Consider the following 14,100-nt stretch of genomic DNA (forward strand, 5'->3'; position numbering starts at 1 on the left):
GGCAGCCACTGCACAGGTGTCTGTCAGGCCGCCATCGCTGCGATGCGGCGACCCGACAAGCCAGCTCCTACAGGTGATCTTCATTGCTTAACTGATCGGCATTAACTCACAGCCTTCTAAACATTCAATATTTAGAAAGATATTCCTCAAAACGATTAACTGAACTGCTCACGATACTGAACCGGCGTCAGCCCAAGCTTCTCCCCAAACAGAAAGCGCATGTGCCGCACGCTGCCGAAGCCGCTTTTGAAGGCCACGGTCTTGAGCGGCAGCTCCGTGGTTTCCAGCAGGTTCCTGGCGCAGTCGATGCGTGCGTTTTGCAGGAACTCCATGGGGGTCATGTTCACTTCCCGGGCGAAAACCCTGGCGAAGTGACGGGCACTCATGGTTGCCAGGCTGGCCATGCGTTCGATGGTGAAGGGTTCGTCGAGGTGTTCGAGCACGTGGTTCTGCACGCGAGTGATGGCGGTTTCGTGGGGGGCAACCGCCGCCATCAGCGGGCTGAACTGTGCTTGGCCGCCCTGGCGCTTCATCACCACCAGCAACACCTTGGCCACATCCTGGGCGACTTTTTTGCCATGGTCCTGCGCCACGATCGCCAGCGCCAGATCGATCCCGGCGGTGACGCCGCCGGAAGTGATCAGGTTGCGGTCCTGAATGAAGATCTGGTCGGTCTCGACCATTGCCTTTGGAAACCCCTTGATGAGGCGCTCGGTGTAGTGCCAGTGGGTCGTGACGCGATAACCGTCGAGCAAACCCGCGTGCCCGAGTACAAACGCGCCGGTGCAGATCGAGCCATAACTGGCGGACCGACCAACGTTGTGTTTGAGCCAGGCGAGCAACGACGGATGTTTTTCGTTGTAGGCCCCAGGTCCGCCAGGCACCAGCAGCAGGTCATAACCGTCACAGGCCTGATCGATGTGCAGATCGGCGTGCACGCTCACGCCGTTGGATGCCCGCAGCGCGCCGGGCTCGGTGCCGATGGTCGTCAACACATAGTGGTTATCGGGTTTGAGGTACCGATTGGCGATGGAAAACACCTCCATGGGCCCGGCCATGTCGAGCAGGAGAAAGTCGGGGAACAGCACCATTGCCACGGTTTTCATGGGTTGGATATCACTGTGATCAAAAGGAGATTGCTGACTGACATCGAATCTTTTGTAGGAGCGAAGCTTGCTCGCGAAAAACGTTTGGACAACGCGTTTATTCAGGCAGACCGTGTAATCGTTTACCTCCTTCGCGAGCGAGCTTCGCTCCTACAGGGGTTGTGCATTATGCAGGAGTGTTGTGGCAGCGTGGCAGAGATTACTGTCAACCTGAGTGAGACAGTGATTCAATTTTCACCTACTTATTGCACCAGCAAGTAACCATTAACCTTCTCCTCACTCGGACGAATCAACGTCCCCACAGGAGATTCCATCATGCTGACCCTTCGCAAAGCTTCTGATCGTGGCATGGCTAACCATGGCTGGTTGAAGTCGTTCCACACCTTTTCCTTCGCCAATTACCGCAACCCGAAAGAACAGGGTTTTTCCGACCTGTTGGTGATCAACGATGACCGTGTCGCGGCCGGTAAAGGCTTCGGCCAGCACCCCCATCGCGACATGGAGATTTTTTCCTATGTGCTCGAAGGCGCGCTGGAACACAAGGACACCCTGGGCACCGGTTCGGTCATTCGCCCCGGCGACGTACAACTGATGAGCGCCGGCAGCGGCGTGGCCCACAGCGAATACAACCACTCGGATTCCCGGCCGGTGCACTTTCTGCAAATCTGGATCGTGCCTGAAGTCAGCGGCGCCAAGCCGCGCTATCAGCAAGAGCACTTCAGCCCGCAGAAAAAACGCGGTCACTTGCAGCTGATCATCTCCCCCGACGGCGCCAAGGGGTCGTTGAAGGTGCGCCAGGATGCACGGGTGTATGCCGGCCTGATCGACGGCAAGGAAAGCGCGACCCTTGAGCTGGCTGCCGACCGCTACGCCTATGTGCATGTGGCCCGGGGCAGCGTTGAACTCAACGGCATGCAATTGCAGGAAGGTGACGGTGTGCGGGTTCGCAAGGAACAGGTGCTGACCTTGAGCAACGGCGTCGATGCCGAAGTGTTGGTGTTCGACTTGCGGGCGCAAGAGTTGCCTGAAATGCCATAACCGTCGATATAAAAAAACTGTGGGAGCAAACGCGCTCCCACAAGTCGTAATTTTCCCCACTCCGGGGGCGCATCTGCTAAAACGCGAACTTCATGTTTGTCTGCGCGGATGCCCCCGATGCGCTCTACCCTTCTTATTCGACTGCACCGACGCTGGCTGCCGCTGCTGTGCATGGCCACGTTGGTCGTCGGCCTGCCGGTGGGTTGCGGCGCACTCCAGTACAAAGAGCGCGAACTGCTGTTTCGCATCGAACCGGGCACTGCCGGCTGGTATCGCGGTTTGCCGCAGGACGTTCATGAGTTCGACATCAAGCCTGCAAGTTTCAAAGCCGGACAAAACCTGCATGCTTGGTGGTGGCCGGCGGCCCGGCGCGATGCACCCTCGATCCTCTACCTGCACGGCGTGCGCTGGAACCTTACCGGCCAGGCATTCCGCATCGAGCAATTGCGCGCCATGGGCTATTCGGTGTTGGCAATCGATTACCGAGGATTTGGCCAAAGCAAAGGCGAATTACCCTCTGAAGCGAGCGTTTACGAAGACGCCCGAGCAGCTTGGGAGCGCTTCACAGTGATGCAACCGGATGCCGGCAAGCGCTTGATCTACGGGCACTCACTGGGTGGCGCGGTGGCCATCGATCTGGCAGCAGACCTGGCCGCGCAGGCAAAAAAGAACCATGAGGCGGTTCCGGTACGCGGCCTGGTCATCGAGTCCACTTTCACCTCACTTGGCGACGCGGTGGCGGAAGTCGCCGACAACAACCTGCCGGTAACCTGGCTGCCGGTACGCTGGCTGCTGTCACAGAAGTTCGACTCCATCGACAAGATCGTCGACATCGACATGCCGCTGTTGGTGGTGCATGGCCTGGCCGATCAGTTCATGCCGTCGCGATTCAGCCAGCAGTTGTTCAATGCGGCCAACCCGCCCAAGCGCCTGTTGCTGATACCGGGTGGTACGCATAACAACAGCATGAGCCTGGGCGGCAACCAGTATCGCCAGGCAATCGAGGGTTTGATGAAAGCCAAGCCGCCACAGATGGCCGGCCCGGCGATGGTTCGTGGACCGCGGGATTCTTGAGAAAGCGAAGAAGATCCCTGTAGGAGCTGCCGCAGGCTGCGATCTTTTGATGTTGCCTTTCAAGATCAAAAGATCGCAGCCTCGTTGCACTCGTCAGCTCCTACAAATGTGCGACAACCCACGATCCAGGGATGGCATTAGCCTTGGTGGGTATTTCAATTTGTCGCGGCGATTTCCGCTGTTTTCAGCTCGCGTGGGCACTCATCGATACCCGTCACGCTGGGGCGAGGTACAAATTGCACCGCTTTGTCCTCTGACCGCCAGGGCCGCACGATGTACATGCCATCGGCTTCAGCAAGAAGTCGCAATCGAATACTCACTCCAGAATTGTCTGGATCTTTGATCGTCGCCAACAGTTGGGCGTCTGGTGCCCATGTCATGACCGTGCAATTGCGAGCACCGGAAGAGGGTATTTGCAAAGTGACTCCCGCCAGCTTTGCACTTGCCTGAGGGATAAGTCCCACTGCGAAAATCACCGCCATCCCGACTAGCGCAGCGTGCGCGACCGGGTGCTCATGACGACGCATGACCACAACAAAATACGCGCCCGCCATCTGGATCAGCCACAGCACAACCAGCTCCAGAAACATGAGCGGCATAAACCACCAGACATCATTCACAAACTCGCTGACGCTACGCGACACAACCACCGTGACATTGAGGATCGCCAGCCACTGGACGAGTGCAGACATCCCGCAGGCAAACCAGAATTCGCTTGAGACTTTGGTTTTCACTACGCGCGTGATGATCCAGGCATGACCGAACAGCGTGAGTATCCCCAGCGCCACTTGGAGAACGATCCACCATCCATGGTTCAGGTCGTACGAAGCGAGGGCGCCGATCAGCCATACGAAGGCGCCCAACAACAGAAGCCCGTAGCCCCAATGCAACACCAGGCGCCGATGAAGAGTAGTCAGCTCAGGCTTGCCCTGATCAAAGTTCAAGTGATCACTCAGTCGCTCGCCGGACTTATTCAATCGATGAAAGATGATGAATACCGGCATTACGATTAACGCCCCCAACATCGCAATCACGAACACCAGCATTGCAAACATCGCCGGTAAAGCAGCGATGACGGCGGAAGAAGTAATACTCAAAGGTATTTTTTCTACCTGGATGTACTGGAACAAATAAATCCCGGCGATAAGCAAAATACTTCCGCCCAATGGCCAGGCGCGGTCATTCAGCCAGGACAGGCCGCGGCTCAACTGTTCATAGTGGTTTGGTGTGGAAGGGGTTGCTGTTTTTTTCAGATCGGCCACGTCGAGGGGTTCCATTTCCATGCACAGAGTCCTTGTTCCAACGGCATTGAACAGAGAATGCGAATGCCGAATGTACAGCCCGACCGTGCCAAAAACATCAGACCAGCCAAGAATCAGTCGCATCTGACAGACCCTTCCTACTGCCCTCCCTGATACCGCGCCCGATACCGCCCCGGGCTCTCCCCCGTCCACTTCTTGAACGCCCGGTGAAACGCACTGGGCTCCTGAAAGCCCAAGTGTTCGGCAATGTCGCTGATGCTTGCCCGGCTCTCGCGAAGTTGCTCGAAGGCCACTGCGCGACGCACTTCGTCCTTGATTTCCTGATAGGAACAGCCTTCTCGCTCCAGCTTGCGGCGGAAGGTGCTGGGGCTAAGGTGCTGTTCAAGGGCAAAGGCCTGCAACGTTGGCCATAGGCTGTAATGGCTGTTGCGCAAGCGCTGGTGCACTTGCGAGGCCAGGCCGTGCTGGTTGCGAAAACGGATCACCAGCCATTGCGGCGCGGTGCGCAGGAACACTTTAAGCGAGGCCAGGTCCTGGACCACCGGCAATCGAAGGAAGTGGCTGGCGAACTCGATTTCAGTACGCTCGGCACCAAAGGTCAGGTTGGGCCCCCAAAGCAGACGGTCATCGCTCAGGGACAGTCGTTCATGGCGAAAATCCGCTCGGTCGATGGGGATACGCCGACCGCCCAGCCAACACAGCAAACTGATCATCAGCACCAAAAACGTTTCTTCGCCGTAACGACTGGCATCGGTGTCGTGCGAATGAGTGTCCAGGCTGATCACCGCCCGTTTGCCGCGTACGGTCAGCGTGCCGCGAAAGTCGCGCAGGAACAGGGCGAAGTTGGCCAGGCATTGGCGCATGGCTTTATGCAGATCGGGTTCCTGGATCAATGCCCGGCAAATCAGGGCAAAGGCGCCCTGTGGCATGCCGTGGGAATCCAGGCCGAAGAACTCGTCGTCCAGTTCACGGATCTGAATCAGCCACAACGCTGCGAAGGCATTGGCCGGCACCCGCGCTGTCGGCTGCCCGATCACCGCAGGATCGACGCCAGCCTGTTCCAGCACCGCACGCACACGCTGCGGATCGTCCCCCAGCCCGTGGATCATTGCCTGCACGAAGTAGGCGGCCACTGAATCCTTTTCCCGCATGTGAACGCTTCTCTCCCAATCACCCGAAATGGCAAAAAACATCAGTCCCGTTGAACAGTTTCGGCATAGGACAACCGCCCTGCCAGTTCTAGACTCGCCGGCAATAGTACGCTTTCGGCCGCCACGGCGGCGAAGGTATCGCAGGGATTATCGGAAGGACGGCTACATGAATCTGCAAAACATTGGCGTGATCGGCGCCGGCACCATGGGCAACGGCATCGCGCAGGTCTGTGCGCTGGCCGGCTTTAACGTGACCTTGATCGACATCTCCGAAAGCGCTTTGCAAAAAGCCCTCGCAACGGTCGGCAAGAATCTCGACCGGCAGATCGCCAAGCAAACCCTGACGCCTGAGCAAAAGAACATCGCGCTCGACAAAATCCGCATCAGCACCGATTACAGCAGCCTTCAAGACGCGCAGTTGGTGATCGAAGCCGCCACCGAAAATCTCGAACTGAAATTGCGAGTGCTGCAACAGATTGCCGCGCAGGTCAGCGGCGAGTGCGTGATCGCTTCCAATACGTCGTCGCTGTCGATCACGCAACTGGCCGCCAGTGTCAGCCAGCCTGAGCGCTTTATCGGCCTGCACTTCTTCAACCCGGTGCCGGTGATGGGCCTGATCGAAGTCATTCGCGGCCTGCAAACCAACGATGCCACCCACGCCCTGGCGCTGGACATGGCGACCAAACTGGGCAAAACCGCGATCACCGCCGGCAACCGTCCTGGGTTTGTGGTCAACCGGATCCTGGTGCCGATGATCAATGAAGCGATCCTGGTGTTCCAGGAAGGTCTGGCGAGCGCCGAAGACATTGACGCCGGCATGCGCCTGGGCTGCAACCAGCCCATTGGCCCGTTGGCACTGGCGGACCTGATCGGTCTCGATACGCTGCTGGCGATCCTGGAAGCGTTCTACGACGGCTTCAATGACAGCAAATATCGCCCGGCGCCGCTACTCAAGGAAATGGTCGCTGCCGGGTACCTGGGGCGCAAAACGGGGCGCGGCTTCCATGCCTATGCCTGAGCGTTGTTCACGTTTCGCCGAATACCGGGACAAGGTGCTGGAGCTGTTCGCCTGCAAGGGTTTCGGTCAGGTCGGCATGCGTGAACTCGCGACGTGCCTGGGGCTATCCCCGGGCTCGTTGTATCACCACTACCCGAGCAAACAGCACCTGTTGCTGGATCTGATCGAAGAGTTCTACGAAGAGCTGCTGGCGACACTGGGGCGCATCCAGCAAAAGGCCCCGGCAAAACGCGATCGCCTTAACAGCCTGATCCGTGCGCACCTCAATCTGCATCGCGAAATGCCGTGGCATTTTCGCCTGGTGGAACGCGACAGCGGCTGCCTGAATGAAGAGCAGCAGGCACGGGTTCAACAGTTGCGCGAACAATACGAGCGCACGCTGCTGAAAGTGCTTGGCGCCCGCTCGCGCTTCAGTGATTCGGGGCAACTGGCGGCGGGTCATGCCATTGCCTCACTGCTCAATAACGCGCCGAGTTGGCTGACGACCCATTCGCTGGATGAACACGAGCACAATGAATTGCTGGAGAGCCTGGTGAGCGGCGCTATCGAGCGTTTGCTCGCGCCACGGCGTACACCTGAGGCAATAAGCATCGCTCGATCTATCGAAAAAACATCTAACAACACTCAGGCAGCCTCTGTGTTTTAGCGCTTTGCTTGCCCGGTCAGCCTCATCAGAATTCATCGCCCAAAACGATGTCGGAATAGATGTGCACCTTCACAGACCGGGAGCAGCACCATGAAAATCAATCCCTACCTCATCTTCAACGGCGACTGCCGCGCCGCCTTCACCTTCTATGAGCAATGCCTGCAAGGCAAACTCGAAGCGATGATGACGTTCGGCGAAACACCCGCCGCCGAGCACGTACCGAAAGAACATCACCCTCTAATCATCCATACCTGCCTGAAAGTGGGCGATCAAATGCTCATGGCTTCGGACACCACGCCGGACCGTCCGACGCCAGGCATGAGCGGCTGCTCGATTTCGCTGAATGTCGACAGCATCGCTGAAGCCGAACGGGTATTTAACGCGCTGGCTGCTGGCGGCAAAGTCGAGATGCCACTGGAGGCTACTTTCTGGGCGGCGCGCTTTGGCATGCTGGTTGACCGCTTTGGGGTGGCGTGGATGGTCAACTGCGAAAAAGACCTGTAGGAGCGAGCTTGCTCGCGAAGGTGGTTAACGATACCGCGTATTTACTTTGATAAACGCGGCGCTCTTGCGTCTTTCGCGAGCAAGCTCGCGCCTACAGGGGGTTATTCATCGTTCAACAAGAAGCCGTCCTGTTCGACGATGTTAAGCGCATGAAACAGGCCCAATTTGAATGATTGGGCTTTCTGGCAACTCCGGATCCGTCTGCTACCGTCAAGATGGCAGCCACCCGGAGGAACCCACCATGCCTGCCCATGCCGCGTCCTGGTCTACCCGTTTCAAGTTGTCGCTATTGGCTGGCGGGCTTGCCGTCACTTTACTGACGCTTGGCGGTTGCACGAGTATCGATGCCCAGACCACCGCCTACGTTGGCGTGGAGCACCCTGCCCCAACGCTGCCCAGTGAAGTCGTGGTCCTGCGCAGCGAACCCTTGCGTCCACATGTTCGCCTGGGTGAAATATTGATCGACGCCAGCGTCGACCCTGCCCCGCCCATCACAGAGGTCGAAGCGAAACTGCGAGATGAAGCCGCCAAACTCGGTGGCGATGCGGTGGTGGTGGTTTATGACCATATCCAACCGGTGGGCGCCTATCTGAACGGGCCGCTGTGGGCGCGCGATGTGCAGACCGTTAACGGCCGCAAACTCAAAGGGATCGTCATCAAATACCAGTGAGCTGCTCCCGTCGCGCCTCATCGCACAACCTTTCGTCGCAAACCGAAACCTGGGGTGCGATACACAGCGATGTCTGGCTTACGGCTTGCACAGGCGGGGCGTAGCGGCCACAGAACGACATAATTCTGACACGGTTGCACTTCAAACTAACGCTTAAGGACTCCAGCGCAACGCTTGGTCAGTCACCGGAGATGTAACGTGTCAACGCTCAATGAAATCGCAGCAAATCACGCGAGAATGGCCAAGGCAAAAGAACTGGAGGCGATCGGGTTGAAAGAGCGACAACTTCAGATCGTGGGTGGTTTCGAGATCCCGTCCCTGGAGAATCAACACCAGGTTCCGCTGCACCTTGTTGCTGTAGCGCAGGAAAACACTCATGGACAAGCGGGTAGCTATCTTCTCTGACAGCCGCTGCACACGGAATCGATACCAAGCTGGCCAACAGCTATCTCAGAGCTGAGCCGGCACGGGGTAGCTCGGTGATCGCCTTTCAGGCTCATGGTCCTGCCCCAACCTCTCGACGGCACTGGCGTAATGCCTGGTCGCCTGCAAGATCAAGTCGTTGCGTTCACCTACGCTGATAAGTCCGGCTCGTTGGTACTTGTCGGCAACACTCAGCAATTGCTCATACTGCTCCTGAGCACTGGCTGTGACTTCCCATTTCATCAGTAGCTCATGCCAGGCAGCCAACGCCTGCCCCCTCGTATCGCTGTTCATGATCAGCACTCATAGGCCGTGTTACGGTAGAGGTCGCTTAAGTTCACAGGGTTCGTCGAAACAGACATACGGTATGCAAGTCGCCGCCTTGAATGCCTGTGCGGGTTGCTACGTTTTGCTCATTCAAAGGAGGATCTTTCAATGGCCAACAAAGACCTGCTCCCATCGATGCTGTTCAACCTGGAGTTCATCACGCAAGGGGTTGCGCAGTTGATGAATGATTGAGGTCGGGGTACGACTTGATCGCAAATGAACGCATTCTTTGTGTAGGAGCTGCCGAAGGCTGCGATCTTTTGATCTTGCCTTTTATATAATCAAAAAATCGCAGCCTCGTTGCACTCGACAGCTCCTACACGGCTCCACTTACACCCGCTTTGCCAAAGCCACTCTCCCGGAATTCGAACAGTCCAATAGCTCCCGCCTCCAGCCATTAGCGCTACACAATTTTTGTGACTACGCTTCTGTTCGGGGAGACTGTTACGGAGCATGGGAATGGGGGCAAAAACATTTGTTATCGGGCCACGCATGGGCGTTCCCATGGCTGTCCTGTTGGGACTTTCGAGCCTGTTGGGGGGCTGTGGAAAAGAGCCTGTTGCCCCAACCCGCCAAGCACCGGATGTGACCGTCATGACGGTCACTTCAAGCGATACACCCGTCACCTTCGAATTCGTTGCCCAGACCCAGAGTTCCCGGGAAGTGGAGATACGCGCACGCGTCGCCGGCTTCCTGGAAAAGCGGCAGTACACCGAAGGCGATCTGGTGAAAACCGGGCAAGTCCTGTTCCAGATGGATCGAAAACCTTTCGAGGCCGCGCTGGCCTCGGCTCAGGGTCAGATGGCCCAGCAACAGGCACGCTGGGAAGTGGCCAAGGCCACCCTCGCCCGCGTCCGGCCACTGGCGGCGCAAAATGCGGTCAGTAAAATGGACCTGGACAATGCCGTCGGCTCAGAGCGCGAGACCAAGGCCGCCGTATTTGCCGCAGAGGCTGGAGTTCGCACTGCGCAACTGAACTTGAGTTACACCACGATCGCCTCGCCCCTTAACGGCCTTTCCAGTGATGCCAAAAAACAGGAAGGCAGTTACATCACGCCCGGTGAATCAGGACTGCTGACGTCCGTGTCCCAAATGGACCCGATGTACGTCAACTTCAGTCTTTCGGAAAACGAAACCCTCAAATACCGCGACGAGATTGCCGCCGGACGCCTCAAATTCCCCTCTCGCAGCGATTTTGTCGTAGAGGTGGTGTTGGCTGACGGTACGGTGGTGCCTGAGCGCGGCAAGGTGAATTTCCAGGCACCGTCCTATAGCCAGGACACCGGCACCTTCCTGGTCAGGGCCGTGCTCGCCAATCCCAATGGCTTGCTCCGTCCGGGCCAGTTCGTGCGCGCCCTGGCCAAGGGCGCCAGCCGGCCGAACGCCATTCTGGTGCCGCAGAAGGCCGTGCTCGAAGGTGCCAAGAGCCACTTCGTCTGGGTCGTCAATGGCGAAGGCAAACCAGAGCAACGGGTTGTAGAAGTGGGTGAATGGCAAGGCGACAACTGGTTTATCAGCAAAGGATTGCGTGCTGGCGAGCGCATCGTGGTCGATGGCGCACTCAGGGTCACGCCTGGAGGGCCGCTGAAAATCGTCGAGGCCTCCGTCCCTGCCCCGACCGCCCCTGAAACCGGACAAACGATAAAAGCCGGCCCGGCGAGCGCACCCAGCGGAAAAACCCCATGAGCATTTCCCACTATTGCATTGACCGACCGATCTTCGCGTCGGTGATTTCGATCATCATCACCCTGGCCGGTGCGGTGGCGATGCTTGCGCTCCCCGTCGCCCAGTACCCGGATATCACGCCACCGCAGATCACGGTGGCGGCGACCTATCCGGGCGCCGATGCCCAGGTCGTGGCCAATAACGTCGCGGCGCCCATCGAGCAGCAGGTCAATGGCGCCGACAACATGATCTACATGAACTCGTCGAGCTCGGCGACGGGCAACATGACCCTCAACGTATTCTTCGAGATCGGCACCGACCCATCCCTGGCCCAGGTGGACGTGCAGAACCGGGTCAACCTGGCGTTGCCGCAACTGCCCTCGGCGGTGCAGAGCCAGGGTATTCAGGTGCAGAAGAAGTCCTCGGCATTCATGATGGTGCTCGCCGTGTACTCCGCCGGCGAGCGCTATGACAGCACCTACGTCGCCAACTACGCCAACCTTTATATTCTGGATGCGATCAAGCGCATCCCCGGCGCCAACCAGGCCAGCATCTTCGGCACGCCAGACTACGCCATGCGGATCTGGCTCAAACCTGATCGAATGGCTCAGTTGGGCATCACCGCCGCCGATGTGCAGAAAGCGGTGGCCAACCAGAACCAGCAATTCGCGGTGGGCCGCGTCGGCCAGTCGCCCACGGGTGCGCCGGTGGAGCAGTCGTTTGCCGTGACCACCAAGGGGCGCCTGACCGAACCTGCGGAGTTCGAGAACATCATCCTGCGCGCCAGCAATGAAGGCGCGGCCATCGTTCGACTCAAGGACATCGGCCGCGCCGAACTCGGGCAGAAGGACTACTCGCTGCGCAGTACCTACCAGGGCAAACCGGCGACGCTGATTGCGGTGTATCAACAGCCCGGCGCCAATGCCCTCGACGTTTCGGCGGCGGTTACCAAGACCCTGGCCGACATGAAGGCCACCTTCCCCGAGGGCATCGAATACAAGATCGTGATGGACACCACCGCGTTCACCCGTGCGTCGATTTCCGAGGTAATCCACACCTTCTTCGAAGCGCTGGTGCTGGTGGTCATAGTGGTGTTCATCTTCCTGCAGAGCCTGCGGGCCACGTTGATCCCGGTGATTGCGGTGCCGGTGTCGATCGTCGGCACCTTCATCGGCATGTCGGCCCTGGGGTTTTCCGTGAACATGCTGACGCTGTTCGGCATGGTGCTGGCCATCGGTATCGTGGTGGACGACGCGATCGTGGTGATCGAAAACGTCGAGCGCAACATGCACGTGCACAAGATGAATGCCAAGGACGCCGCCAAACGCGCGATGGACGAAGTGGCAGGCCCGGTGGTGGCCATCGTTCTGGTGCTGTGCGCGGTGTTTATCCCGGTGGCGTTCATGGGCGGGATCACCGGCCAGCTCTATAAACAGTTTGCGATCACCATCGCCATTTCCGTGGTGATTTCCGGCCTGGTGGCCCTGACCCTGTCACCGGCCCTGGCGGCGATTCTGCTCAAGCCGCAGCACGGCGAAAAAAACGCTTTCTTCCGCTGGTTCGAACGCAGCTTCGAACGGATGACCGAGGGTTACTCGCGTTCGGTGGCGTTCATGATCAAGCGTTTTGTGCTGGCACTGTTGTTGTTTGCGGGCATGATCGTGCTGATCCTGTTGATGGCGCAGCGCATACCCAGCGCCTTCCTGCCACCGGAAGACCAGGGCTATCTACTCGGCGCGATCATCATGCCCGACGCCGCCAGCCTCGATCGCACGGGAGCGGTCGGCAGCGTAGCCAGCGATTTCTTCATGAACGACGAGGCCGTCGAAGGTGTGGCCATCGTCAACGGCTACAGCCTGTTGGACGGCCAGAACAAGAACAACGCCGGTGCGTTTTTCGTCGGTTTCAAGGATTTCGAAGAGCGCTACAAAAACTCCGACACCATCGCACAACAAAGCGCCCCGGCGGTGATCCAGAAGGCATTCCACGCCTTTTCCACCGTGCAGGAAGGCATCATTCTGCCGGTCAACCCGCCGTCCATTCCCGGCCTGGGCACCACCGGCGGCATGGAGGTGTGGGTGCAGAGCAAGGGCGACGGCAACGTCGAACAACTGGCGGAAATGGTCGGCACCTTGATTGCCAAAGCCAAGGAACGCCCTGAACTCGGCGCCATCACTTCGACCTTCAACGTTCATTCCCGACAATTGATGGTCGATGTGGATCGGGAAAAGGCAGAGTCACTGGGCGTGCCGGTGGAGGACGTCTACAGCGCCATGCAGACCATGTTCGGCTCGCTGTACGTTTCACAATTCAACAAGTTCAGCCGGTTGTGGCAGGTGATCCTGCAGGCGGAACCGTCCTACCGACTCAAGGCCGAAGATCTGCAAGAGATCTACGTGCGCAGCAAAAACCTCGGCATGGTGCCGCTCAAGTCCGTGCTCACCACCCGCTACGTCACCGGCCCCGACCTGCTGACCCGTTTCAACAATTTCCCGGCGGTCAAGCTCACCGCCAACGCCGCCCCCGGCTACAGCTCCGGGCAGGCGCTGGCGGCCCTGGAAGAGATCAGCGCCGAGATCATGACCAACGACTATGCACTGGCGTTGAGCGGCGAGGCATTCGAGGAGAAGAAGAGCGGCGGCGCCTCGTCCCAGGTGTTCATTTTCGGCCTGGTGATGGTGTTCCTGATTCTGGCGGCTCAATACGAGAAATGGTCCCTGCCCGTTGGCGTGCTGCTGGCGGTGCCCTTTGCGTTGTTTGGCGCCCTGCTCGCGGTACTGATCCGTGGCCTGAGCAATGACGTGTACTTCCAGATCGGCTTGACCATGCTGGTGGCCCTCGCCGCCAAGAATGCCATCCTGATTTTCGAGTTTGCGGTGCTCAACCGGGAAACCGGCATGTCGGCCTACGACGCTGCGATGACCGCCGCCAAGGAGCGACTGCGCCCCATCGTGATGACCTCGCTGGCATTCATCCTGGGCTGTGTACCGCTGGCCATTGCCGTCGGCGCCTCTGAAAACAGTCGCCACTCCATCGGTACGGGGGTGATCGGCGGGATGTTGGCGGCAACGGTGATCGCGATCTTCTTTATTCCCTTGTTCTACTACCTGGTGGAACGGATATTCGGGGGCAAAGACGACGCGAAAACCGCTGCTACGCCTGCACAGGCGCAGATTCCCGACGGTGCGGCGCAGCAACGACATGAGGGGGATTAAC

Annotated in this window: 13 protein-coding genes; 9 read left to right on the forward strand and 4 right to left on the reverse strand. The window is 58.6% G+C overall.

Annotated features, from left to right (window positions below; translation table 11 throughout):
• Positions 1–155 precede the first annotated feature (155 nt).
• Complete coding sequence (locus ACRESJ_RS28925) at positions 156–1,106, reverse strand: GlxA family transcriptional regulator (RefSeq protein WP_431760928.1); 951 nt, start codon at positions 1,104–1,106, stop codon at positions 156–158.
• A 315-nt stretch (positions 1,107–1,421) separates the two neighbouring features.
• Here ACRESJ_RS28925 and ACRESJ_RS28930 point away from each other — a divergent pair, with 315 nt between their 5' ends.
• Positions 1,422–2,144, forward strand: coding sequence for a pirin family protein (locus ACRESJ_RS28930; protein WP_431760929.1), 723 nt, complete (start codon positions 1,422–1,424; stop codon positions 2,142–2,144).
• A 117-nt stretch (positions 2,145–2,261) separates the two neighbouring features.
• The gene (locus ACRESJ_RS28935; protein ID WP_431760930.1) at positions 2,262–3,218 is read left to right on the forward strand and encodes an alpha/beta hydrolase; all 957 of its coding nucleotides are present in this window, start codon (positions 2,262–2,264) and stop codon (positions 3,216–3,218) included.
• Between the two features lie 155 nt (positions 3,219–3,373).
• Here ACRESJ_RS28935 and ACRESJ_RS28940 read toward each other — a convergent pair whose 3' ends face one another.
• Both ACRESJ_RS28940 and ACRESJ_RS28945 read right to left on the reverse strand, forming a co-directional pair.
• On the reverse strand, positions 3,374–4,501 hold the full coding sequence (locus ACRESJ_RS28940; RefSeq protein ID WP_431760931.1) for a hypothetical protein: 1,128 nt from the start codon (positions 4,499–4,501) through the stop codon (positions 3,374–3,376).
• Between the two features lie 116 nt (positions 4,502–4,617).
• Positions 4,618–5,631: an AraC family transcriptional regulator gene (locus ACRESJ_RS28945; protein ID WP_431760932.1), complete on the reverse strand. Its 1,014-nt coding sequence runs from the start codon at positions 5,629–5,631 to the stop codon at positions 4,618–4,620.
• A gap of 166 nt (positions 5,632–5,797) precedes the next feature.
• Between ACRESJ_RS28945 and ACRESJ_RS28950 the strand changes: the two genes are divergently transcribed.
• The 5 genes from ACRESJ_RS28950 (at position 5,798) to ACRESJ_RS28970 (ending at position 8,874) form a co-directional block, all read left to right on the forward strand.
• Entirely contained in the window at positions 5,798–6,649 is an 852-nt protein-coding gene (locus ACRESJ_RS28950; protein ID WP_431760933.1) for a 3-hydroxybutyryl-CoA dehydrogenase, read from the forward strand.
• The gene (locus tag ACRESJ_RS28955) at positions 6,636–7,295 is read left to right on the forward strand and encodes a TetR/AcrR family transcriptional regulator (protein WP_431760934.1); all 660 of its coding nucleotides are present in this window, start codon (positions 6,636–6,638) and stop codon (positions 7,293–7,295) included. The genes ACRESJ_RS28950 and ACRESJ_RS28955 overlap by 14 nt, the downstream gene beginning before the upstream one ends.
• Before the next feature lie 90 nt (positions 7,296–7,385).
• Complete coding sequence (locus tag ACRESJ_RS28960; RefSeq protein ID WP_431760935.1) at positions 7,386–7,799, forward strand: VOC family protein; 414 nt, start codon at positions 7,386–7,388, stop codon at positions 7,797–7,799.
• Positions 7,800–8,040: 241 nt separating this feature from the next.
• Positions 8,041–8,469 (forward strand): hypothetical protein, encoded by a 429-nt coding sequence (locus tag ACRESJ_RS28965; protein WP_431760936.1) that lies wholly within the window; start codon positions 8,041–8,043, stop codon positions 8,467–8,469.
• A 198-nt stretch (positions 8,470–8,667) separates the two neighbouring features.
• Positions 8,668–8,874: a hypothetical protein gene (locus ACRESJ_RS28970; protein ID WP_431760937.1), complete on the forward strand. Its 207-nt coding sequence runs from the start codon at positions 8,668–8,670 to the stop codon at positions 8,872–8,874.
• 45 nt (positions 8,875–8,919) lie between these two features.
• Here ACRESJ_RS28970 and ACRESJ_RS28975 read toward each other — a convergent pair whose 3' ends face one another.
• Positions 8,920–9,186, reverse strand: a complete 267-nt coding sequence (locus ACRESJ_RS28975; RefSeq protein ID WP_431760938.1) for a hypothetical protein — start codon at positions 9,184–9,186, stop codon at positions 8,920–8,922.
• Between the two features lie 627 nt (positions 9,187–9,813).
• On the opposite strand from ACRESJ_RS28975, the gene ACRESJ_RS28980 reads away from it, so the two are divergent.
• A complete protein-coding gene (locus tag ACRESJ_RS28980) occupies positions 9,814–10,905 on the forward strand; it encodes an efflux RND transporter periplasmic adaptor subunit (RefSeq protein ID WP_431760939.1) in 1,092 nt (363 codons plus the stop codon).
• Positions 10,902–14,099 (forward strand): efflux RND transporter permease subunit, encoded by a 3,198-nt coding sequence (locus ACRESJ_RS28985; protein WP_431760940.1) that lies wholly within the window; start codon positions 10,902–10,904, stop codon positions 14,097–14,099. The genes ACRESJ_RS28980 and ACRESJ_RS28985 overlap by 4 nt, the downstream gene beginning before the upstream one ends.
• Position 14,100 lies beyond the last annotated feature (1 nt).

This window comes from Pseudomonas sp., assembly GCF_050739655.1.
Classification (GTDB): Bacteria; Pseudomonadota; Gammaproteobacteria; order Pseudomonadales; family Pseudomonadaceae; genus Aquipseudomonas.

Bases quoted from the DNA above. Each gene is read 5' to 3' on its own strand.
- ACRESJ_RS28935 (WP_431760930.1), top strand. From the start codon at position 2,262: ATGCGCTCTACCCTTCTTATTCGACTGCACCGACGCTGGCTGCCGCTG.
- ACRESJ_RS28955 (WP_431760934.1), top strand. From the start codon at position 6,636: ATGCCTATGCCTGAGCGTTGTTCACGTTTCGCCGAATACCGGGACAAG.
- ACRESJ_RS28925 (WP_431760928.1), bottom strand. From the start codon at position 1,106: ATGAAAACCGTGGCAATGGTGCTGTTCCCCGACTTTCTCCTGCTCGAC.
- ACRESJ_RS28980 (WP_431760939.1), top strand. From the start codon at position 9,814: ATGACGGTCACTTCAAGCGATACACCCGTCACCTTCGAATTCGTTGCC.
- ACRESJ_RS28965 (WP_431760936.1), top strand. From the start codon at position 8,041: ATGCCTGCCCATGCCGCGTCCTGGTCTACCCGTTTCAAGTTGTCGCTA.
- ACRESJ_RS28975 (WP_431760938.1), bottom strand. From the start codon at position 9,186: ATGAACAGCGATACGAGGGGGCAGGCGTTGGCTGCCTGGCATGAGCTA.
- ACRESJ_RS28950 (WP_431760933.1), top strand. From the start codon at position 5,798: ATGAATCTGCAAAACATTGGCGTGATCGGCGCCGGCACCATGGGCAAC.
- ACRESJ_RS28930 (WP_431760929.1), top strand. From the start codon at position 1,422: ATGCTGACCCTTCGCAAAGCTTCTGATCGTGGCATGGCTAACCATGGC.
- ACRESJ_RS28945 (WP_431760932.1), bottom strand. From the start codon at position 5,631: ATGCGGGAAAAGGATTCAGTGGCCGCCTACTTCGTGCAGGCAATGATC.
- ACRESJ_RS28940 (WP_431760931.1), bottom strand. From the start codon at position 4,501: ATGGAAATGGAACCCCTCGACGTGGCCGATCTGAAAAAAACAGCAACC.
- ACRESJ_RS28960 (WP_431760935.1), top strand. From the start codon at position 7,386: ATGAAAATCAATCCCTACCTCATCTTCAACGGCGACTGCCGCGCCGCC.
- ACRESJ_RS28985 (WP_431760940.1), top strand. From the start codon at position 10,902: ATGAGCATTTCCCACTATTGCATTGACCGACCGATCTTCGCGTCGGTG.